This window comes from Streptomyces sp. ME19-01-6, from assembly GCF_033793745.1.
GTDB lineage: Bacteria > Actinomycetota > Actinomycetes > Streptomycetales > Streptomycetaceae > Streptomyces.
The window spans coordinates 322,409-343,554 of the sequence record NZ_JARAXF010000002.1 but is presented as its reverse complement, the minus strand read 5'-3'; the positions used below and the strand labels follow the sequence as shown (position 1 = coordinate 343,554).

General features: G+C 71.0%; 21 protein-coding genes. 12 read left to right on the top strand and 9 right to left on the bottom strand.

Annotation, left to right across the window (positions count from 1 at the left end; translation table 11 throughout):
• The first annotated feature begins 59 nt into the window (after window positions 1-59).
• The 3 genes from PV419_RS05220 to PV419_RS05210 all read left to right on the top strand — a co-directional run bounded on the left by PV419_RS05220 (window position 60) and on the right by PV419_RS05210 (window position 3,494).
• Complete coding sequence (locus PV419_RS05220) at window positions 60-1,511, top strand: VCBS repeat-containing protein (protein WP_319686462.1); 1,452 nt, start codon at window positions 60-62, stop codon at window positions 1,509-1,511.
• Between the two features lie 488 nt (window positions 1,512-1,999).
• A complete protein-coding gene (locus tag PV419_RS05215; protein WP_319686461.1) occupies window positions 2,000-2,530 on the top strand; it encodes a GNAT family N-acetyltransferase in 531 nt (176 codons plus the stop codon).
• 247 nt (window positions 2,531-2,777) lie between these two features.
• Window positions 2,778-3,494, top strand: a complete 717-nt coding sequence (locus tag PV419_RS05210; RefSeq protein ID WP_319686460.1) for a phosphotransferase — start codon at window positions 2,778-2,780, stop codon at window positions 3,492-3,494.
• A 948-nt stretch (window positions 3,495-4,442) separates the two neighbouring features.
• On the opposite strand, the gene PV419_RS05205 is transcribed toward PV419_RS05210, so the two are convergent.
• From PV419_RS05205 to PV419_RS05190, 4 genes are all read right to left on the bottom strand, one after another.
• Window positions 4,443-5,402, bottom strand: a complete 960-nt coding sequence (locus tag PV419_RS05205; RefSeq protein ID WP_319686459.1) for a PDR/VanB family oxidoreductase — start codon at window positions 5,400-5,402, stop codon at window positions 4,443-4,445.
• On the bottom strand, window positions 5,399-5,569 hold the full coding sequence (locus tag PV419_RS05200) for a hypothetical protein (protein ID WP_319686458.1): 171 nt from the start codon (window positions 5,567-5,569) through the stop codon (window positions 5,399-5,401). The genes PV419_RS05205 and PV419_RS05200 overlap by 4 nt, the downstream gene beginning before the upstream one ends.
• Window positions 5,566-6,651: an aromatic ring-hydroxylating dioxygenase subunit alpha gene (locus PV419_RS05195; protein ID WP_319686457.1), complete on the bottom strand. Its 1,086-nt coding sequence runs from the start codon at window positions 6,649-6,651 to the stop codon at window positions 5,566-5,568. Before PV419_RS05195 ends, PV419_RS05200 begins: the two co-directional genes overlap by 4 nt.
• A 116-nt stretch (window positions 6,652-6,767) precedes the next feature.
• Window positions 6,768-7,184: a MarR family winged helix-turn-helix transcriptional regulator gene (locus PV419_RS05190; protein ID WP_319686737.1), complete on the bottom strand. Its 417-nt coding sequence runs from the start codon at window positions 7,182-7,184 to the stop codon at window positions 6,768-6,770.
• A gap of 224 nt (window positions 7,185-7,408) precedes the next feature.
• Here PV419_RS05190 and PV419_RS05185 point away from each other — a divergent pair, with 224 nt between their 5' ends.
• On the top strand, window positions 7,409-8,887 hold the full coding sequence (locus PV419_RS05185) for an aldehyde dehydrogenase family protein (protein ID WP_415925230.1): 1,479 nt from the start codon (window positions 7,409-7,411) through the stop codon (window positions 8,885-8,887).
• 48 nt (window positions 8,888-8,935) lie between these two features.
• Window positions 8,936-10,042: an NAD(P)-dependent alcohol dehydrogenase gene (locus tag PV419_RS05180; protein ID WP_415925229.1), complete on the top strand. Its 1,107-nt coding sequence runs from the start codon at window positions 8,936-8,938 to the stop codon at window positions 10,040-10,042.
• A gap of 28 nt (window positions 10,043-10,070) precedes the next feature.
• Here the strand turns inward: PV419_RS05180 and PV419_RS05175 are convergent, their stop codons facing one another.
• Both PV419_RS05175 and PV419_RS05170 read right to left on the bottom strand, forming a co-directional pair.
• The gene (locus PV419_RS05175) at window positions 10,071-10,877 is read right to left on the bottom strand and encodes an IclR family transcriptional regulator (protein ID WP_415925240.1); all 807 of its coding nucleotides are present in this window, start codon (window positions 10,875-10,877) and stop codon (window positions 10,071-10,073) included.
• A complete protein-coding gene (locus PV419_RS05170) occupies window positions 10,874-11,365 on the bottom strand; it encodes a MarR family winged helix-turn-helix transcriptional regulator (protein WP_319686455.1) in 492 nt (163 codons plus the stop codon). Before PV419_RS05170 ends, PV419_RS05175 begins: the two co-directional genes overlap by 4 nt.
• A gap of 183 nt (window positions 11,366-11,548) precedes the next feature.
• On the opposite strand from PV419_RS05170, the gene PV419_RS05165 reads away from it, so the two are divergent.
• The 5 genes from PV419_RS05165 (at window position 11,549) to PV419_RS05145 (ending at window position 15,907) form a co-directional block, all read left to right on the top strand.
• Window positions 11,549-12,490 (top strand): SDR family NAD(P)-dependent oxidoreductase, encoded by a 942-nt coding sequence (locus PV419_RS05165; protein ID WP_319686454.1) that lies wholly within the window; start codon window positions 11,549-11,551, stop codon window positions 12,488-12,490.
• 5 nt (window positions 12,491-12,495) lie between these two features.
• The gene (locus tag PV419_RS05160; protein WP_319686734.1) at window positions 12,496-13,392 is read left to right on the top strand and encodes an amidohydrolase family protein; all 897 of its coding nucleotides are present in this window, start codon (window positions 12,496-12,498) and stop codon (window positions 13,390-13,392) included.
• A 68-nt stretch (window positions 13,393-13,460) separates the two neighbouring features.
• The gene (locus PV419_RS05155; RefSeq protein ID WP_319686453.1) at window positions 13,461-14,963 is read left to right on the top strand and encodes a long-chain fatty acid--CoA ligase; all 1,503 of its coding nucleotides are present in this window, start codon (window positions 13,461-13,463) and stop codon (window positions 14,961-14,963) included.
• A gap of 50 nt (window positions 14,964-15,013) precedes the next feature.
• Entirely contained in the window at window positions 15,014-15,469 is a 456-nt protein-coding gene (locus tag PV419_RS05150; protein WP_319686452.1) for a MaoC family dehydratase, read from the top strand.
• A 132-nt stretch (window positions 15,470-15,601) separates the two neighbouring features.
• Window positions 15,602-15,907 (top strand): helix-turn-helix domain-containing protein, encoded by a 306-nt coding sequence (locus PV419_RS05145; RefSeq protein WP_319686732.1) that lies wholly within the window; start codon window positions 15,602-15,604, stop codon window positions 15,905-15,907.
• Here the strand turns inward: PV419_RS05145 and PV419_RS05140 are convergent.
• Window positions 15,904-16,782 carry a LysR family transcriptional regulator gene (locus PV419_RS05140; RefSeq protein WP_319686451.1) on the bottom strand — a complete coding sequence of 293 codons (879 nt, stop codon included), beginning with the start codon at window positions 16,780-16,782 and terminating at the stop codon, window positions 15,904-15,906. The genes PV419_RS05145 and PV419_RS05140 overlap by 4 nt on opposite strands.
• Window positions 16,783-16,832: 50 nt before the next feature.
• On the opposite strand from PV419_RS05140, the gene PV419_RS05135 reads away from it, so the two are divergent.
• Window positions 16,833-17,780: a nitrilase-related carbon-nitrogen hydrolase gene (locus PV419_RS05135; RefSeq protein WP_319686450.1), complete on the top strand. Its 948-nt coding sequence runs from the start codon at window positions 16,833-16,835 to the stop codon at window positions 17,778-17,780.
• 9 nt (window positions 17,781-17,789) lie between these two features.
• Here the strand turns inward: PV419_RS05135 and PV419_RS05130 are convergent, their stop codons facing one another.
• Window positions 17,790-19,091, bottom strand: coding sequence for a cytochrome P450 (locus PV419_RS05130; protein WP_415925239.1), 1,302 nt, complete (start codon window positions 19,089-19,091; stop codon window positions 17,790-17,792).
• A 405-nt stretch (window positions 19,092-19,496) separates the two neighbouring features.
• Between PV419_RS05130 and PV419_RS05125 the strand changes: the two genes are divergently transcribed.
• Window positions 19,497-20,261: an SGNH/GDSL hydrolase family protein gene (locus PV419_RS05125; protein ID WP_319686448.1), complete on the top strand. Its 765-nt coding sequence runs from the start codon at window positions 19,497-19,499 to the stop codon at window positions 20,259-20,261.
• 14 nt (window positions 20,262-20,275) lie between these two features.
• Here PV419_RS05125 and PV419_RS05120 read toward each other — a convergent pair whose 3' ends face one another.
• Window positions 20,276-20,479 carry a hypothetical protein gene (locus PV419_RS05120; RefSeq protein WP_319686447.1) on the bottom strand — a complete coding sequence of 68 codons (204 nt, stop codon included), beginning with the start codon at window positions 20,477-20,479 and terminating at the stop codon, window positions 20,276-20,278.
• Between the last annotated feature and the right edge of the window lie 667 nt (window positions 20,480-21,146).

Genomic DNA, 21,146 nt, shown 5'->3' with positions numbered 1-21,146 from the left:
CAATCCGGCTCTGACCCGGCCGTTACGGGTTTGTGAGCTGTGTCTCGCAGACTTGCGCCATGCACCGTCGCCCCCGCCACCTTGCTGCTCTGGTCTGCCTCTGTGCAGCCACGCAGCTGTTCACGGCCTGCTCGGGCGAGGACGGGAAGGCGGCGCCATCGTCCCATTCTGCTTCGCATCCCGCCTCGAAGCGGAAGGGCGGCGCGGTCAACCGGGACGATGTCAATGGTGACGGGCACGCTGACGTGGTCGTCAATGGCTGGTACAGGGTCTTCCCGAAACTTGGGGTGGAGTGGCACCGCAAGCGTTTCGTCGCTCTCGCCGCGCCCGGTGGGCCGGAGCCGGGCACGGCATTCCGCCTCCCGGAGCGCTTGCCCAGGGTGGACCAGAGGATCAGCAGCGGGCCGGTCGGGCACGACCAGTCGACTCAGTTCACCGGAGATCTGGACGACGACGGCTACGCCGACGTCGTGGCAGGCGACGTGGTGCCTGATTCCAGCGGGAAGTACGCGCCCGATCAGCGCATCGTCTGGGGTGGCCCCGACGGCCCCAGGGGCGACACCAAACTGCCCGCCGGCGTCCTCGGGGCCACCGCCTGCGGGGACTTCGACGGCGATGGCGCCCTGGACCTGCTGACCCTCGCGACGCCTTCCTTCAGCGAGTCCGCCACGGAGCCGCAGCCCGCCACCGTCCTGTACGGCCCGCTCCGCCGCGACGGCGCGGTGCCCCGCACCACCTCGACCACCGACGTGGGCTACCAGGGCAAGGTGTCGGTGGCCCACACGGTCGTCGGCGATTTCGATGGCGACGGCCGGGACGATGTGGTGACGAAGGGCGAGTACGACGAGGAGGACGCGCGCATCGAGGAGGGCCTGCCCGAAGGCGTCACCGACGCCACGTTCTACCGGGGAACGGCCAAAGGACTGAAGCCCGCCGGGTCCGTACCCGGCATCACGGGCACGGCCGGCTCCATCCCTGTTGCCTCCGGGGACTTCGACGGCGATGACAAGCAGGACCTCCTCGCCAGGGGCCAGGGCCACGATCGGGCCGTTGCCGTCTACGGGAGCAGCAAGGGACCTGGCCGGGGCAAGGCGCGCGCCGGCGGACTCGGGACGCTGAAGGTGGGCCTCGATGTCGCGGTCGGCGATATCAACGGCGACGGCTACGACGACACCGCAACCCAGTCCCGTGGCGACGACGACCGGGTCGGCCAGGTGATGGTGGTGTTCGGCGGCAAGGGCGGGCTCAGCGCGGCCCGTGCGGTAACGATCGACCGGTACGCGATCGGCCTCGGCGGCTCCCCCCGGAGCCCGGGGGACCGTGACTACTTCGGGTGGGACCTGTACCTGGCCGACCTCGACACCGATGGCCGCGACGAGCTGCTCATCGGCACGTTCGGCTTCAAGAAGCCCCGCAAGGACGCCGGCTACTGGATCCTGCGCGGAACGGAGGACGGCCCGTCGAAGACCGACCGCCGCTTCATCAAGACCACGGACGTCGGCACGAGCTGACCACTGACGCCCGGCACCGGCCCCCCGGGGAGTTCGGCGAGCACGGACAGCATCCCGAACATGGCCCTCCCTCCTTGGCGGCGGTGTCGAGCTGGTCCCACAGGACCCTGCCATCGGCGCCCAGCACGAGGGTCGACATCACCAGGGCCGGTGTTCACCTTCCAGCCCGGACCGACGACCACGCTTTCGAGTGGTGATCGAGAGATCTCCTCGCCTGATTGACCCCGAGGGGGTGTGGGCGACACCCTCATGGCGTTCAGGGATGATCACCAGTCTGGTCGTGACTCGTGGCGGTTTGGGCTGCGGAGGGTGTTCGGGAGGCTGCGGGGGGCGCGGAGGCGAACTTCGGCACCGTGATCGAAGCCGCTCGGTAGCGCGGCGAGATGGCCAGCGGCTACCGGCTGGCGGATCAGAGAGGGATGAGAAGTGGGAGCGGCTGGAGCCGTTACTACGCCCGTGATCCGCCCGACGCTGTCTAAGCTTCCGCCGTGAACGACACCACATATGGCATACGGATCAGACCGGGCAACCTGGCCGACACACCAGCCGTGCTGGACATGCTCGACTCCGCGGTGGTCTGGATGAACGATCGCGGCAACACCGAACAATGGGGCACGACACCGTATTCGCAGAAGCGCGGCGGGGTAGCGCGGGTCGAGCGGTACATGACCGAGAACGCCCCATACATCGCGGAGTTGGGCGGAACACCTGTCGGGGCCCTGGTGCTGGACTCCGGGCCCAGCCCCCAGATGCCGATCGCGCCGGCCGAGGAACCTGAGCGGTACGTCCGGCTGCTGGTCTCCGACCGACGGCACGCCGGTCGTGGCATCGGGGCGGCGCTGCTGGCCCATGCCGTCGAGGAGACCCGGCGGGCCGGCGTGGAGCTGCTGCGGGTCGACTGCTGGGCAGGCGGCGGGGGCGAACTGGTCGCGTTCTACGAGCGCAACGGTTTCACTCCCACCGATCGTTTCCTGTCCGAGGCATGGCCCGGACAGGTGTTGGCCCGGCGGGTCGGCTGACGGTGAGGGCACGCGCCCAGGATGACTCTCAGGTAGGCGCCGGCCTCCGAGCCCTTGACCGACGCCACCTCGAAGGTGGCCACTGCGGCTTTGACCTCGCCCCGCAGGGCTTGAGCGCGGCCCTTGGCCACGAGTTCGTCGGCGACCTCGGGATGCACCCCGCGCCCGTCGTGGCCCTTCAGCGTCTCGAAGGACGCGTGCCGGTCGCCCCGCGGGGCGGGCCGCCGGGGTGCCTATGCTGACGCGCATGGAGCAGGAGGAGGAGATTCTGTTGACCGGGGGCCGGATCACGAAGGGAGTGGTCCGTGTCGGGGACACGGTGCGGCGGCCGGTCGGGCCGCACTCGCCGTTTGTGCACCGGCTGCTCCGGCATCTGGAGGACGTCGGCTCCGACGCCGCGCCGAGGCTGCTCGGGACCGATGCCAAGGGCCGGGAGGTCCTCAGCTTCCAGCACGGTGAAGTCGTGACCGCCTTCCGGGCCCGTGACTGGTCGCCCGCCCAGATCACCGCCGCGGCGCAGCTGCTGCGCCGGCTGCACGACGCGACCGCCGGCACGCCGATCGCGGATGGCGCGGAGACGGTGTGCCACAACGATTTCTCCCCGCTCAACGTGGCCTTCGTCGACGGCCTTCCCGCCTCCGCCTTCGACTTCGACCAGGCCGCCCCCGGCCCCCGCGCGCGTGACCTCGCCTACGCCGCCTGGCTGTGGCTGCTCGGCGCCGAGATCACCGGCCATCTCGACCACCAGCTGGCCCTCTTGCGCACCTTCCTCGACGTGTACGGGCTCGAGGACGAGTACCGTCGGGGCTTCGGCGGGCGCATCGTTGCCCGGGTCGAGGCCGAGCGCGCCATGCATGAACGTGCCGGACGCGTGGCCGGCCCCGGGTCCTGGCTGCACCGTGAGATCGCCTGGCTGAGGGAACACGCCGACGCCATCGACCTGGGCTTGGCAAGCAGCAGCTGAAGGGATGACCAAAAGCGGCCCTCAAAGCCTGGATACCGCTCGCCAGGGCTGCGGTTTCTCACAGCACCGGGCGGTCGTGCCGGCAGCGCCGGATCATCTCCTCGGCCTCTTCGATGGTGCGCTGGATGTTCTCGACCCGCTCGGGTATCGAGCCCCTCACAGTCCAGGCCAAGCCGGGCCGCGAGGGTTGCGAACCGCTCGGCCACGGTCACCGGGACAGCCGTCGGTACCGGGCTGGGGTGCGTCCTCGTGGACGCTGCTGAACTTGGCCGCCGGGCCCGCTCCTCGCCGATGTGCTGGTCGAGGTGAGCGCCGTTCTGGGCCGGGAACGACGAGGTCGCCGCGCTCCTGGCCGCGCGCGTCGCGGCAGGGACGGGTCGACGAGGCGATCGCCCTCCTGCGCACGCGAGAGGTCACATCCGTCAACGGCCGTGACCACCTGGCCGATTTGCTGGCCCGGCATGACCGGATCGCGGAGCTGCGGGAGTACGCGGCGACCGAGCCCCTCGGGGACGCCGCCCGTTGTCTCGCAGAGCGCCTGGAGCAATGTGGGGACGCGGCGGGTGCGATCGAAACCTACCGGGCGCTCGCTTGGGACGATTCACCGAATACGGCGGTGTTGCTTGCGGAGCTTCTCGCCCGGCAGCGATGAGGACTGGGTCGTCGGTGTGCTGTGCGAGCTGTACGCCGACCAGGGACGGACCGGGAAAGGTCTGGCGTGTCCCGATGGCCGCAAGGCCCGATTCGGCTCCGCGGAAGGCGAGCTTTTGACGCTGGACGACCGGAGGCTCTCCCCTGGAGCAGTGACCATCCCCCGTTCTGGCCGACGGGCGACGCCAGGCAGGCGACGCCAGGCAGGCGACGCCAGGCAGGCGACGCCAGGCACGAGCTCGGCCCCGAGGCCGGCAGTTGCACCCCTCCATGGCGGCAGAGGCGCGCGCCGCGGTGTCAGAGGTCCAGCACCAACCGGCCTCCCGCGCACCGCGATACGCAGATCATCATGGTCTCGTTCGCGGCCTGCTCCTGCGGCGTCAGAACCGAGTCGCGGTGGGCCGCCTCGCCCTCGATGATGTCCGTCTCGCACGTGCCGCAGGTGCCCTCGGCGCAGGAGTAGAGGACCTGCACCCCGGCCTCCTCCACCGCCCGCAGGATGCTGCGGTCCGGCGGGACGGTCACCGTCAGCCCGGACTGCTGGAGCACCACGTCGAACGAGCCGGAGGGGGCGTCGGCGTCGATCTCCTTCGCCTTGAACCGCTCGACGCGCAGCGCCCCGGCGGGCCAGCTGTCGGCACACCGCTCCTCCACCGCCTTGAGCAGCGGCTCCGGACCGCAGCAGTAGACCAGGGTGCCGGGGGAAGGTGCGGCGAGGTGGGAGGCCAGGTCCAGCAGCCCGTACTCGTCCTCAGGTGTGACGCGCACCCGGTCCCCGTAGGAGGCGGTGAGCCGGTCGGCGAACGCCATCGACGTGCGGCTGCGCCCGCCGTACAGCAGTGTCCATCCGGTGCCCGCCGCCTCGGCGGCGGCGACCATCGGAAGGATCGGGGTGATGCCGATGCCGCCCGCCACGAACAGGTAGCGGTCGGCCGGGACCAGCGCGAAGTTGTTGCGCGGCCCCCGGACCCGTACGGACGTGCCCTCGGTCAGCTGGTCGTGGACGTACGCGGACCCGCCGCGCCCGGCGGGTTCGCGGAGCACCGCGATCTGCCAGGCGCCGCGGTCGCCCGGGTCGCCGCACAGCGAGTACTGCCGGACCAGCCCGTCCTCCAGCAGGAGGTCGATGTGGGCGCCGGGCTCCCACGTCGGCAGCTCCTCGCCGTCCGGGTGGCGGAGCGTCAGGGAGATGACGCCCGCCGCCTCGTCGACGCGGTGGCCGATGACGAGGCGGCTCTCGTACTCGGGGCTGTTCACCGGGACTCCTTGCGCTCGTGGCCCTGTGGGTGGGACAGCATCCACTCCCACATCTCGACCGGGTCCTGCGCGGTGTGCTCGGCGCCGCAGTGGCATATGCCGTGCAGGGTGTCGGTGCCCGGGGCCCAGTCGATGCGGTAGACCTCGGCGGTGGGGGAGCCGCTCATCGCGTGGCGGCCGGGGTGGCGGCGGGGGCGGCCGGGGCGGGCCGGCCGCCCCCGGCGGCGAGCCGGGCCAGGATGCGGCGGGCGGCCAGACCGCCGGTGTCGATGTTGATGCTCAGCTCCTGGTAGCCGGCCGACTCCTGGTCCAGGGCCTGCTGCAGCAGGTTGAGGGCGGTGACGTCCTGCATGACGACCGTGTGGTTGTTGTCGTGCAGGAAGGCGGTGACCTCGTCGTCGTCCTGGGCGAAGTCCCGGGAGACCGCCCAGAAGTCGTACACGTGCTTGTCGGTGGACGGCGTGATCGCGTACGTCACCTCGACGTGGAAGGCGTCCGGGTCGGTGCCGTCGGCGTGGGGTAGCACGCCGACCGGGGCGATCCGACTGTGCAGCAGATACAGGCACGGGGCGTGGTATTCGATGTCCTGCCAGCGGGTGATGCGGCCCTCGATGCCGGTGGACCGGGAGTAGAACGGCGGGCAGGCCGCGTCGTCCATGTGGCGGCTGACCCGTACGATGCCGGCGCCCTCGTCGACCTCGGTGCTGATCGGGGTCTCGGCGACCTCGGGGGTGCCGATGTAGCCGCCGTGCAGGTATGTCTCGTGGGACAGGTCGAGCAGGTTGTCGACCAGCAGTCCGTAGTCGCAGTCGATCGGCTCCATGCCGGAGACGGTCTTCCAGCGCGGGTCGGCCATGTGTGGGGCCCGGGGGATGGCGGCGGCGTCGGCGAGGTCCGGGGCGCCGATCCACACCCACACGAACGAGTCCTGCTCCACCACCGGGTAGGAGCTGATCCGTGCGGTGCGCGGGATGCGCTTCTGGCCGGGCACGTACACACAGGTGCCGGAGGTGCCGTAGGTGAAGCCGTGGTAGCCGCACACCAGGTTGTCGCCGTCGAGCCGGCTCGGGGCGGCCGACAGCGGGTAGCGGCGGTGCACACAGCGGTCCGCGAGGGCCACGACCTCGCCGGTCTCCTCCGTGCGGTAGAAGACGACCGGCTCGTTGAGGATGGTGCGGCCGAGCAGCTCGCGCCCCACCTCATGGCCGTAGGCGGCGACGTACCACTGGTTCCTGGCGAATTCGGTCATGACAGGTCCCGTCCGTCGTTGGAGGGTGCGGTGTGACAACACCATCGGGACCGGCGTCATCCCCTGGCAACACCCCTTCCGCCTGACGGAAGGATGGGCCTCGGGGCTGTGCGGCATCAGTGCGGCGGGCGGTCGGACAGGGCGGCTCGGCAGCGGTTGAGGTAGTCCTCCAGGTCGTTGCGCTGCCGGTGGGTCAGGCCGGAGAGCATGCGCTCCTCCAGCGCCTCGACCGCCTCGTCGAGGGCGGCGAGCAGCTCGCGGCCCGCGTTGGTGAGGCTGATCAGGAGCACCCGGCGGTTGCGCGGGTCGCGGCGGCGGACGATCAGGCCCCGCTTCTCCAGGGCGGTGACCATGTCCGCCATCGACTGCGCGGTGACGAAGGAGTTGCGGGCCAGCTGCGCCGAGCTCAGCCCGTCGCGGCGGCGGAGCACGGTGAGCGCGGTGTACTGCAGGGCGGTGATCCCGGCGGGCTTGACCAGTTCCTCGATGTGCGAGCGCGCCGCGAGCTCGACCTGTTTGACGGCGTACAGCAGCGAGGGGCGCGGTACTTCCGCCGCGCTGGTGGGGGTGGGGTCACTGCCGGTTTCCGCTGCGCGCGTCACCTGGTCCTCCGCTTCCGTGCGTTTCAGGTTTCCTGATTATGCCCAACCCCTTGCTTTCCTGCGGGAGAGGGCGTAACCATCAGGAAACCTGTTGGTCGCATGGGTGTGACCGGCATCAGCGCGGTGCGCGACCGCACCGGGAAGGCGAGCGGGCCATGTCCGAATCCGGGGAGCGATACGTCTCCGCCGTGACCCGGCCGCACATCGAGCCGGGCAGGCTCTTCATCGGCGGCCAGTGGCGGGTGGCCGAGTCGAAGGGGCGTCGGGACGTCGTCGATCCGTCGACCGGCACGGTGATCACCACCGTCGCCGAGGCGGACGCCGCCGACCTCGACGCGGCCGTCGACGCGGCCCGCGGGGCGTTCGAGGGCTGGGCGCGGACCCCGGGGCGGGTACGGGCCCGCATTCTGCACCGGGTCGCCGACGTCATCCGCGAGCGCGAGGACGAGCTGGTCGCGGTCGAGAGCGTGGACGTCGGCAAGCCGGTCACGCTGTCGCGCGCGGTGGACGTGGCGACGGCGGCCGAGGAGTACGAGTACTACTCGGCGCTGGCGCAGAGCGTCGACGGCGCGACCCGGCAGATCCCGGTCCCGTCGCACGCCTATACCCGCCGTGAGCCGCTCGGCGTGGTCGGCGCGATCACCCCCTTCAACTTCCCGCTGATCCTCAGCAGTTCGAAGATCGCCCCGGCGCTCGCGGCCGGCAACACGGTGGTTCACAAGCCCGCCGAGGACACCCCGCTCAGCGCCCTGCTGATGGCGGAGATCCTCGCCGAGGCCGGGGTTCCGGACGGGGTGGTCAACGTCGTCACCGGCGGCGGCGCGGTCGGCGAGGCGCTGCTGCGGCACCCCGGAGTCGACAAGATCGCGTTCACCGGCTCCACCCGGGTCGGCAAGCTCGCCGCCGCCGTGGCGAGTCAGAGCCTGAAGCCGGTGACCATGGAGCTGGGCGGCAACGCGGCCCAGATCGTGTTCGAGGACGCCGACCTGGACAAGGCGATCGGCTCCGTCATCAAGGGCTTCGTCTTCAACACCGGCCAGTTCTGCATGGGCGGCCCGCGGCTGCTCGTCCACCGCTCCCTCCACGACACCGTCCTGGAGATCCTCTCCCAAGCGGTCGCGGGGGTCCCGCTCGGCGACCCGTTCGACCCGGCGACGGTCATCGGGCCGATGACGGCGGCGCGGCACCTGGAGAACGTCGAGACGTACGTGGCCATCGCCCGCGAGGACGGCGGCCGGATCGTCACCGGCGGCGAGCGGCTGGAGCTGGGCGGCGGCTACTACTACAAGCCGACCGTCATCGCCGGCCTGGCCAACGACTCCCGTGCCGTCCAGGAGGAGATCTTCGGCCCGGTGCTGACCGTGCAGTCCTTCGACACCGAGGACGAGGCGGTCGAGCTGGCCAACAGCACCGCGTACGGGCTCGCCTCGGGCCTGTGCACCAACGACCTCGCGCGCGCACACCGGGTGGCGGCCCGGCTCCAGGCGGGCATCGTCTGGGTCAACGACTGGGCCATGCTCGACCCGGCGGTCCCGTTCGGCGGCGTCAAGCAGTCGGGTTACGGGCGCGAGTACGGCCCCGAGGGTCTGGAGCCGTACACCAAGGTCAAGTCGGTCGTCATCTCCCTCGCCTGACGCCCCCCGCACGTCGCCCGAACCGCGCTCTCAAGGAGTCCACTCATCATGACCACCACCACTGCCGCCGTCGTCGAGTCCGCGGGCGCCGGCTTCTCCCTGACCGAGGTGGACCTCGCCGAGCCCCGCCCGGACGAGGTGCTCGTCCGCATGGTGGCCGCCGGGGTGTGCCACACCGACCTCGGCGCCGCCGCGGGCGCGCTGCCCTTCCCGCTGCCCGGAGTGCTCGGCCACGAGGGCGCCGGCGTGGTGGAGGCGGTCGGCGCCTCGGTCACCCGGGTCGTCCCCGGCGACCAGGTGCTGCTGTCGTTCACCTCCTGCGGCAGATGCGGCGGCTGCCGCGGCGGCCACCCCGCCTACTGCGACGCCTGGCTGCCGCTCAACCTGCTCGGCGGCGCCCGCGCCGACGGCTCGCCCACCATCACCCGGGGCGGCGAGGGCCTCGGCGGCCACTTCTTCGGCCAGTCCTCCTTCGCCCGCCACGCCCTGGTGGACGAGCGCAGCCTGGTCAAGGTCCCTGCCGACGCGCCGCTTGACCTGCTGGCCCCGCTCGGCTGCGGCGTGCAGACCGGCGCGGGCGCCATCTGGAACGTCCTGAAGCCCGCGCCCGGCGCCGACATCGTGGTCACCGGCGCCGGCGCGGTCGGTCTGTCGGCCGTCATGGCCGCCACCCTCACCCCGGCCACCCGCATCATCGCGGTCGACCGCGTCCCCGACCGGCTGGAGCTGGCCCGCGAGCTCGGTGCCACGCACACCGTCGACACCACGGGCAGTACGGACCTGAACGAGGCGATCGCCGAGATCACCGGCGGTACGGGCGCGGACGGCGTCGTCGAGACCACCGGGAACACCGGCGTGGCCGGTGCCGCCATCGGCGCCCTGGCCGCCCGGGGCACCGCGGTGCTGGTCGGCGCCCCGGCGTTCGGCTCCACCGTCCCGGTGGATGTCAACTTCATGCTGCCCGGCCGCCATGTGGTGGGCCTGACCCTCGGCGACAGCGAGAGCGAGACCCTCCTCCCGGTCCTGGTGGACCTGGTCGCCTCCGGCCGCATGCCGGTCCAGAAGCTGGTCAGGCACTACAAGTTCGAGGAGATCCAGCGGGCGGTCGGCGACGCCGTCTCCGGCGAGACGATCAAGCCGGTGTTGCGGTTCTGAGGCCGGCAGCGTGTCCGGACATGGCCCCTCAGCGGCGGACCGGGGCGGTCGGCGACGCCGCTTCGGTGTCCGGCTTCCAGCCGAGGGCCAGCGAGATGCCGCGCGCCGCGACCCGCACGACGGGGACCAGCGTCTGCGTGCGGCAGTCCTCGGCGTGCACCACCACGGACACCGCCGCCGCCACCTCGCCGCGCGGGCCGCGCACGGGGGCGGCCACCGAGAGGGCGTCGGTGGTGATCTGCCGGTCGCTGACGGCGAATCCGGTCTGCCGGATCTGCGCCAGCATCCGGCGCAGCCGCGCCGGGTCGGTGACGGTGTGCGGGGTGAACGCCCGCATCGGCCAGTCGCAGACGCGGTCCTGCAACTCGGCGTCGGCGTGGGCGAGCAGCACCAGGCCCACCCCGGTGGCGTGCAGCGGCCAGCGGGAGCCCACTTGGCTGCGCACCTTCACCGCCGTACGTCCCGAGATGCGTTCGATATAGACGACTTCCACGCCGTCGCGCACCGCGAAGTGGACGTTCTCGTGGGTCAGTTCGTAGAGGTCCTCCAGGAACGGCATCGCCGCCTCCCGCAGGCCCACCCCGCGTGGGGCGAGCGAGGCCAGCTCCCACAGCCGCAGCCCGATGTGGTAGTCGCCATCTTCGTCGCGCTCCAGCGCGCCCCAGCGGGCGAGGGTGCCCACCAGGCGGTGCGCGGTGGCCAGCGGCAGGTCGGCGCGGCGGCTGATCTCGGTGAGCGACAGTGCCAGGTTGCGCTGGTCGAACGCCGCCAGGACATCCAGCAGCCGGTCGGCGGCGGAGCGCGGGGCGGGTCCGGGTGCGGTCGGCACGGTCAGCCCCGCTCCGGCTCGGCCACCCGCAGCAGCAGGGCGTGCAGGGCGGCGCGCTCGTCCTCGTCCAGCGGCCCCAGCAGGTCATCGGTGACGCGCCGGCTCGCCTTCTCGGTGGCCCGCAGCGCCTCGCGGCCCTGGTCGGTCAGGACGACGACCCGGCTGCGCCGGTCGCCGGGGGAGGGGCGCCGCTCGGCGAAGTCCAGCTTCTGCAGATCGTCGACGAGGCTGACGATGGCGCTCGGGTCGTACCCCAGCCGGTCGCTCAGCTCGCGCTGCAGGGCGCCGTCGACGGTGGCCAGGTAGCGCAGGAGCGCGTAGTGCCGCAGCCGCAGGCCGGACTCCTCCAGGGTGGCGTTGAACAGTCGCCCCGACCGCAGTCCCAGCCGGTAGAAGAGGTAACCCGTGTCGGCGTTCAGACCGCGCATCCAGGGCGCGGCCGTCACCGTGTCAGCCGTGTCAGCGATGTCCTGCTCCAAGGTCCGGGCCGTCATGAGGGCCAACAGCGTATTGCGTACCAGCCGCTCCAGCATGACGTGCGTTCAGGATTTCAACAACTATTGACGTCAACAATGATTGGTCATAGCTTCTTTTCACGGCGTCGGTCCGGGGCGAGCCGACGGGCGGCGCGAAGAGCGTCGAGTACTGGCTCCCGGGCCACCTAGACCCTCGTACCCATGAAGGGACACCCAGCCGTGTCGAACACCCGCACCGATCTGACCGGCAAGGTCGCCGTCGTCACCGGCAGCGGCCGGGGCCTCGGCCTCGCCTACGCCACGGCCCTGGCCAAGGCTGGCGCCTCCGTGGTCGTCAACGACCTCGACGAGGCGGTCGCCGGGCAGGCAGCCACGTCCATCACCGAGGCCGGCGGCACGGCCGTCGCCGAGGCGGTCGCGGTCGGCACCACCGAGGCCGCCGAGCGTCTGGTCGACCGGGCCGTCTCCGAGTTCGGCCGACTGGACATCATCGTCACCAACGCGGGCATCCTCCGCGACAAGGTGCTGTGGAAGATGTCCGACGACGACTTCGACGCCGTCATCACCACGCATCTGAAGGGCACCTTCACCCTGGCCCGCGCCGCCGCCGTGCGGATGCGCGAGCAGGGCGAGGGCGGGAGTCTGATCCTGGTCGGCTCCCCGGCCGGACAGCGGGGCAACTTCGGCCAGACGAACTACGCCGCTGCCAAGGCGGGCATCGCCGCCTTCGTCCGCACCTGGGCCATGGAACTCGGCCGGGCGGGCATCACCGTCAACGCGATCGTCCCGGTCGCCGCCACCGCCATGACCGAGACCATCCCCGCCTTCGCCCCCTATATCGAGGCGAACCGGGGCGGCGAGCCGCTGCCGGACTTCCTGCGCAAGGGCGAGGGCTTCGGCACCCCCGAGGACTGCGCCGCCCTCATCCCGTTCCTCGCCTCCGAGGCGGCCCGCGATGTCACCGGCCAGTGCATCGGCATCGGCGGCGACAAGCTCGCCCTCTGGTCGCACCCACAGGAGGTCGCGGTCGCCTACGCCGATGGCGGCTGGACCCCGGAGACCATCGCGGCCACCTGGCACTCCTCGGTCGGCGCCGACCCGCAGAGCTTCGGCATCCCGGCCCCGAAGATCCCGGGGGCGTGAGCGCCATGTACCGGCCGTCCATCAACCCCGACAAACTCGTCGCGATCGACGTCCACACCCATGCGGAAGTGTCGTCGAAGGGGCGGGCCTCGCTCTCCGAGGACCTGCACGAGGCGTCCAGCGCGTACTTCAAGGTCGAAGGCAAGCGCAAGCCCACCCTGGAGGAGACCGCCGCCTACTACCGCGAGCGGAAGATGGCGGCCGTCATCTTCACCGTGGACGCCGAACACGCCACCGGCACCGAGCCGGTCCCCAACGAGGAGGTCGCCGAGGCCGCCGCCGCCAACGCCGACGTCCTCATCCCGTTCGCCAGCATCGACCCCTTCCGGGGCCGCGCGGGCGTACGGCAGGCCCGCCGGCTGGTGGAGGAGTACGGGGTGCGGGGCTTCAAGTTCCACCCCAGCATCCAGGGGTTCTTCCCCAACGACCGGATCGCCTACGAGCTGTACGAGGTGATCGAGGAGACCGGGACCATCGCGCTGTTCCACACCGGCCAGACCGGCATCGGCGCCGGTGTGCCGGGCGGCGGCGGCATCCGCCTCAAGTACAGCAACCCACTGCACATCGACGACGTCTCAGCCGACTTCCCGCACCTGAAGATCATCCTTGCGCACCCGTCCTTCCCCTGGCAGGACGAGGCACTCGCGGTGGCCACCCACAAGCCGGGCGTGCACATCGACCTGTCCGGCTGGTCGCCCAAGTACTTCCCGCCGCAGCTGGTGCAGTACGCCAACAGCCTGCTGAAGGACAAGGTCCTCTTCGGCTCCGACTACCCCGTCCTCACCCCCGACCGGTGGCTCGCCGACTTCGAGAAGCTGCCGATCAAGGACGAGGTGAAGCCGAAGATCCTCAAGGAGAACGCGGCCCGCCTGCTCGGGCTGGCCACGTCCCAGGACGCGTGAGCGTCGAGACGCGCAAGCGTCAAGTCTCGTAGCCGTAGGACTCGCAGAACTCGCGAAGGGGCGTAACGATGCGCAACGAGGGACTGGGATCCTGGCCCGTACGCCGGGCCCGCAAGACCCCGCACCGCACGGCCCTGGTCCACCAGGACCGGACCATCAGCTACGCCGAACTGTACGAGCGCACCACCCGCCTCGCCCACGCCCTGCGCACGGCCGGCATCCGGCACGGCGACCGGATCGCCTACCTGGGCGCAAACCACCCGAGCTTCCTGGAGACGATGTTCGCCTCCGGGATGCTCGGCGCCGTCTTCGTCCCGCTCAACACCAGGCTGGCGGCGCCCGAGATCGCCTTCCAGCTGGAGGACGCGGGGGCCAAGGCGCTGATCCACGCCCCGTCGCACAGCGGCATGGTGGAGGGCCTGCGCGGCCGGACGGACGTCATGACGCACATCGCCGTGGGACCCGATTACGAGACCCTGCTCCAGGAGGCCCCGGCCGACCCGATCGACCAGCCGGTCGGCCTGGACGACCTCTGCATCATCATGTACACCTCCGGCACCACCGGCCGCCCCAAGGGCGCGATGCTCACCCACGCCAACCTCACCTGGAACGCCGTGAACGTCCTGATCGACCAGGACATCGCGTCCGACGAGGTGGCCCTCGTCTCGGCGCCCCTGTTCCACACCGCCGGGCTGAACATGCTGGCCCTCCCCGTACTGCTCAAGGGCGGCGCCTGTGTCCTGGCCGACGCCTTCGACCCGGGCGGCACCCTCGACCTGATCGAGCGGCGCCGCATCACCTTCATGTTCGGCGTCCCGGCGATGTTCGACCAGGTCGCCCGCCACCCGCGCTGGGCCGACGCGGACCTGTCGTCGGTGCGCATGCTCTCCTGCGGCGGCTCGCCCGTGCCGATCTCCCTGATCGCCACCTACCAGCAGCGGGGCCTGACCTTCATGCAGGGCTACGGCATGACCGAGGCGTCCCCGGGCGTCCTGTTCCTGGACGCCGAGCACGCGGTCAGCAAGGTCGGCTCGGCCGGCGTGCAGCACTTCTTCAGTGACGTGCGCGTGGTACTCCCCGACCTCACCCCGGTGGCGCCCGGCGAGACCGGCGAGGTGATCGTGTGCGGCCCGCACGTCATGCAGGGCTACTGGGGTCTGCCCGAGGAGACCGCCGCCTCCTTCGCCGACGGCTGGTTCCGCTCCGGCGACGCCGCCCGGGTGGACGAGGACGGCTACGCCACCATCGTCGACCGGCTGGGGGACACGATCATCTCGGGCGGGGAGAACATCTACCCCGCCGAGGTCGAGAACGCCCTGCTCACCCACCCCGACATCGTCGAGTGCGCCGTCATCGGCGTCCCCGACGACAAGTGGGGCGAGGTCCCCAGGGCCGTCGTCGTCGCCCGGGAGGGCGCGGCGCTCGACCCCGACGAGGTCCTGGCCTCCCTGGCCGGTCGGCTCGCCAAGTACAAGACCCCCAAGTCGGTCGTCATCGTGGACACCCTGCCCCGCACGGCCTCCGGCAAGCTCCTCAAGGCCCGCGTGCGCAGCATGCACGGCGCCGACTGAGCACCCCCTCCAGCCACCCCGGCGAACCCTCAGCGAGCGGAGAGACATCCATGGGCACCACCGTCAACGGCCTGGACGAGCTGAAGAAGCTGGCCGGAACCGACCTGGGCACCAGCGACTGGACCGAGGTCACCCAGGAGCGCGTCAACACCTTCGCCGACGCCACCGGTGACCACCAGTGGATCCACGTCGACGTCGAGAAGGCCAAGGAGGGCCCCTTCGGCGCCCCCATCGCCCACGGCTACCTGACACTGTCGCTGTTCATCCCGATGTTCACGGAGCTGCTGGAGGTCGAGGGCGTCACCACCAAGGTCAACTACGGCCTCAACAAGGTCCGTTTCCCTTCCCCGGTCAAGGTCGGCTCCCGCATCCGCCTGATCGCCCGCCTCGCGGAGGTCGAAGAGGTCGCGGGCGGCGTCCAGATCACCGTCGACGGCACCGTGGAGATCGAGGATGCGCCGAAGCCGGCCTGCGTGCTGCAGAGCGTCTCCCGGTTCTACGCGTAGTCGCAGTACGGCCGCGGACGGGACCCGGTGCTTGTTCGACCGCGGTCGTACGATGGGTGCCTGCAGCCCATGCCTCAAGGAGTCAGCGTGCCCCGTCCCCGAACCTCTCGACGGACCATCGAGCACCCAGCCATGGAGGAGGTGTCCTTGCAGCAGGTGCTGGAGGCACTGACCGACCCCGTGCGGCGTGCTGTGGTGTGCCAACTGGCCCGGGTCGGCGAGGGCATGAGCTGCGGCACGTTCGACGTACGGGTCTCGACGTCGACCCTGACCCACCACTTCAACGTGTTGCGAGAGGCCGGCGTGATCCGGCAGCACTACGTGGGCACGACGAAGATGAACGCGTTGCGCACGGACGAGATGGAAGAGCGCTTTCCCGGCCTGCTGTCGGCGCTGGTGGCCGCATCCGCGCTGGAAACGGACACGACGGTGCGTTAGCCGTACGCGGGGTCGTCCGTCGTCGTGGTGTGCCACAGAGCGGCTCCCGCGTACTCGGGCATGGGCAGCGGCGGATCGGTGGTCGCCAGGTCCAGGGCCGCGGCGTAGACAGTGGCCGCGTGGGTGGGCAGGGTGGCGAGGGCGGGCGCGGTCCTGAGGTGGACGGCCGCGCCGGCGAAATGGGTGGTGGAGGCGGTCACTCGCCGGGTCAGTCCGCGCGCCTCCAAGAGGTCGTCGACGACGCCGCGGCGGCCGTCGTAGGAGATCAGCAGGTGAGGGTGGGCCAGGTAGTCGTCCAGGCCGAGGGGGAGCGTCAGCGGGAGCAGCCGCGGATTGAACAGCCACCTGTATCCGGAGGCGAGCAGGGTTCGGCTGCGGTGGTCGGCCCCGCGGGCGGGTGAGGCGGCGATGGCCAGGTCGATCTCGCCGCGGTCGAGCATGTCCGCGACCGTGTTGCGGTTGGCCTGCCGTACGGCGAGGCGGATGCCCGGCAGGATCGCCGTCGCGGCCAGCATGCGCGGGAGCAGCGCCGCCTCCAGGCCGTCGGACATCCCCCGGGTGAAGGTGCGCACCGCGGTGGCCGGGCCGAAGCGGTCCTGAGCGGTGACGGCGCCGTGGATGAGGCCGAGGGCCGGTTCGATGCGGCGGGCCAACTCGATGGCGCGCGGGGTGGGCTCGACCCCGGTGCGGGTGCGGGTGAACAAGTCGTCGTCGAAGAGCCTGCGCAGCCGACCGAGGGCGGCGCTGACCGCACCCTGGCTCAGGTGCAGTGCGGCGGCGCCCCGGGTGACGCTGCGCTCCCGCAGCAAGGCGGCGAAGACCACCAGCGGATTCAGGTCGGCCTTCCTGAATTCGGCCTCATAGATATCGATCATTGTGGACATTAGTTTGTTCAATGAAGCCCGGGATTCCTAGCCTCAAGGGCATGACCACCCTGACTGCCGCCGTCGTCCAGGCGGCCGCCCCGTTGTTCGACACACCCACCGCCCTCGCCCGTGCCGAGGAACTGATCCGTGAGGCCGTCCTGGTCGGCCGGGCGGAGGTCGTCGTGCTGCCCGAGGCGTTCCTCGGCGGCTACCCCAAGGGGCTGGACTTCGGCATCACCGTCGGCAGCCGCACTCCGGCCGGCCGTGAGCTGTTCCGCCGCTATCACGCCGCCGCCATCGACATTCCCGGCCCGGAGGTCGACACCCTGGCCGACCTCACCCGGGAACTCGGCTGTCACGCCGTCGTCGGCGCGGTCGAGCGCCAGGGCGGAACCCTGTACTGCGCAGCGCTCTTCTTCGGCCCGGACGGCTATCTGGGCCTGCACCGCAAGCTGATGCCGACCGCCGCCGAACGCTACCTGTGGGGCCAGGGCGACGGCTCGACCCTCCAGGTCGTCGACACGGGCGTGGCGCGCCTGGGCGCGGGCATCTGCTGGGAGAACTACATGCCCCTGTTCCGTACGGCGATGTACGCCAAGGGGGTCGACCTGTGGTGCGCGCCGACCGTGGACGATCGCGACGCCTGGCAGGCCACCATGCGGCACATCGCCCTGGAGGGCCGCTGCTTCGTCCTCAGCGCCAACCAGTACCTACGGCGTGACGCCCTGCCCGCCGACCTCCACCCCGTCCAGGGCGACGCGCCCGACACCGTGCTGATCAGCGGCGGCTCCGTCATCGTCTCCCCGCTCGGCGAGGTCCTGGCCGGTCCACTGCGCGACGGCGAGGGCATCCTGACGGCCGAACTCGACCTCGACGACCTGGCCCGTGCCCGCTTCGACTTCGACCCCACCGGCCACTACGCCCGCCCCGACGTCTTCACGCTCCACGTCGACGAAACCGCCCGCGCAGGCGTCGCGGGAACCGGCGGTCCACCCGCTCGCAGGTGACCGGGGGCCCTATGGGGCGTCCGGAGTAGGGGTGATGGTGGCGGGCGTCGGACCGTCGGGGCGGATGGTGAACCCGAAGACGGCCGAGGTCGGGGTGGCGTGGAAGGAGGGGGTGAAGGCGGGCAGCAGATGTTCCAGGAGTACGGCCATCTCGCGCATGGCGAACTGCGCGCCCAGGCAGGCTCGTGCGCCGATGCCGAAGGGGTAGTACGCGCCGTGCCGGGAGGAGGGGCGGTCCTCGTCCGCGGCGGTGAACCGTTCGGGGGCGAACCGCTCGGGTTCGGGCCACAGTTCCGGGTCGCGGTGGGTGAGGTACGGGCAGACGAAGATGTCGGTGCCGGCCGCGACGCGGTAGCCGGCAAGGGTGTCGTCCTCGGTGGCGTGACGGGGGATCAGCCACGCCGCCGGATAGAGCCGCAGGGTCTCCGAGGCGAGAGCCCGGATGGCCCTCTCGCGCTCGGGTGAGCCCGCGGGTCCCGCGCCCAGGGCCCAGCGACGGGCTTCGGGGTGGCGGTCGAGCAGGAGATACAGCCAGGACAGCGTCTTGGCAGTGGTCTCGTGACCGGCGGCAAGCAGGGTGACCAGCTCATCGCGGATCAGCTGGTCGGTGTATTCCGGGCGGGTCTTCCCGGCGTCCACCAGGACACGCAGCAGGCCGGGACCGTCCGGTCCGGCCTCTCCTCGGCGGGCGGCCGCGATCGCGTGTTCGGCGACCGCGTCGATCCTCGCGAGGTCCGCGGCCACGGCGGCTCGCAGCTCGGCCGCGTCGGTCGACGCGGAGGGGGTGGACGGAAGGGCGGCCCCCACCGCCTCGACTGCGGCGAGCTCGCGGTTCGTGGTCTCGTCGAGGGGGTGGCCGGTGAGGGAGCGCCAGATGGTGTCCAGGGCGAAGAAGCGCATGTCCTCGCCGACGTCGGTCGGCGTGCCGGTACGGGCGCACGTGGCCCAGTGGTCGGCGGCGCGACGCGCGGCGGCGACGATCCGCTGCTCGTAGCGGCGGGTTCCGGCTCCGGTGAACTGGGCCTGGAGGAGGCGGCGCTGACGCTTCCACGGCTCCCCGGTGGCCGAGAGCACCCCGTCTCCGACCAGCACGCGGGCCCGGTGGGAGCGCTTGACGTAACGGTCGGGATGGAGAGCGAGGACGTGCTGCACCGCCTGCGGATCGGTGACCAACACCGTGGGGCGCGGGCCGAGGCGTACCGCGCTGACCCCACCGAGCTCGCGCGCCTGGGCCAGCAGATCGACCACCGCCCCCGAGGAGGCTCGCCACCGCTGGACGGCCGCCGGGGCGAGCTCCGGAGGCAGGGGCATCGCACCGGGCCCGGGTGACGGGTGGGGGACGCCTTGTGGGGCTGTGGTGGCCAAGGTGCACTCCTGCTCGATGACTGCGTGCGCGGACACGGGGGACAACGAGGGGCAGGCCCCGTCCGATGACTTCCCGCCCGGCTCCCCGGCAAGCCAGAGGCCAGCAGGATAGTGCGAACGCCGGCAGCGGCGTGCCGGCCCCACGCCGGGATGGCAGTACTCGCGGGGGCGGCGGCCGCCTGTGCCGCTGCCATCCCGCAGCCGTCTGTGCTCCCAGCCCCGCTATGGCGCGTCTTGACTCTTGCCGACTGAAAAAGTTCGGAACACACTCCGGAATGTTTCATCACCGTTGCCCGGAGTCATCAGAGATCGAGCGGCGGCACCGGGGTCTCTCCACCAAGGAAGGCGATCATGACAAGAATAAGACGCCTCATCACCAGCTCCATCGCTCTCGCGTCCCTGATCATCGCGCTGATCACCACAACTGGCGCCGCCCACGCCGCATCCGCCGGCGGAGTGCGCGTCATGCCGCTCGGCGACTCGATCACCGACGGTTACAACGTACCGGGCGGCTACCGCGTCGATCTCTGGCAGAAGTTCGTGGCAGGGGGCCGCAACGTCGACTTCGTCGGTTCCATGTCCAACGGTCCGAGCAGTCTCGGCGACCGAGATCACGAAGGCCACTCCGGGTGGACGATCAGTCAGATCGACAACAACGTCGTGAACTGGCTCCGCACATACACCCCGCGCACCGTACTCCTGCACATCGGCACCAATGACATGTACGGTAACGACCCCGCCGGAGCACCGGCCCGGCTCTCCACCCTGCTCGATCACATCACCGCCACGGCCCCCAATGCGGATGTCTTCGTGGCCACGATCGTCCCCATATCCTTCGCCGACTCGACCGTCCGTACCTTCAACGCGGCGATCCCCGCGATCGTGCAGAGCAAGGTAAACGCCGGCAAGCACGTCCATCTGGTTGACATGTACCGGGCACTTACGACCGCCGACCTGGCAGACGGAGTGCACCCGAACGCGGGCGGCTACAGCAAGATGGCCAACGTCTGGTACAGCGCGCTCCTCTCGGTGCCCGGCAGCATGGGCGCCAGGGGCCCGGCGCAAGCGGAAGGGGCACATCACCGCACAGCTGTCGCTGTCCGGCCGAGCCGCTGACAGGAAGGGGACCTTCATACCGTCAGCAGCTGCGCCCCCTTTTCGGCCAACGGCTGCTCACCCGCCAGAGCGTCAAGGGCGAACGAAATGTCCCGGGGCCGCTCCCAGATGAAGCAGGAGCCTTCTGCCTCATACCCGTCGACGAAGTTGTTGCCGTGGTGGTCGACAGCGGCGACCCGGAACCCTGCCTCGGTCAGCGGGCCGACCAGCCACTCCATGCCGCCCCCTGGGCCCCCGGCGCCGTGCGAGACGACAACAAGCGGAGCGGGGACGGCCACCGGACGCCGCGGTTCTCTGGCGCGACGTCCGGCGGCCCTGCAACGAACTCGCGCTCACGCACCCGGAGTGCAAGTGCGTGAAGTTTGCCGCCCCGACGCGCCCCCACCAGGCTCGGTAAACCCGGTCACGGGGAAGGCCGCGCCCGGCGAGAACCATGCCGCTCGGACCAGGCGGCACGCTCGCGCGGTGATCCGGTCGTTCTATGAGTACCGCCGCGAGACGCACGGCCGACCGCTGATCAATCCGTTCCCTCAGGGCGGTACCGCCGAGGAAAGTAGCCCGAATGCGCATCACAACCCGATGCAGCCCTTCCGGCGCCCCGCCCGCCGGGGCACGTATCAGCCCAAGGAACCCAAGCCGACCCCTCGGACCATTCCTGACCAGGCGTTCAACGACCTGTTCGCCGCGTTGAAGTGCAACCGGGACAGAGCCCTGATCGCGTTCTACATCTCCACCGGCGCCCGCGCCTCTGAGCTGCCCGGCGTCGAGCAGGGCCTGGTCACGCCCGAGGACCAGACGATCGGCGTGGTCCGCAAGGGCAGCCAGACCCTCCAGCACCTTCCGGCCTCCGCGGACGCATTCGTGTGGTTGCGGCTCTACCAGCAG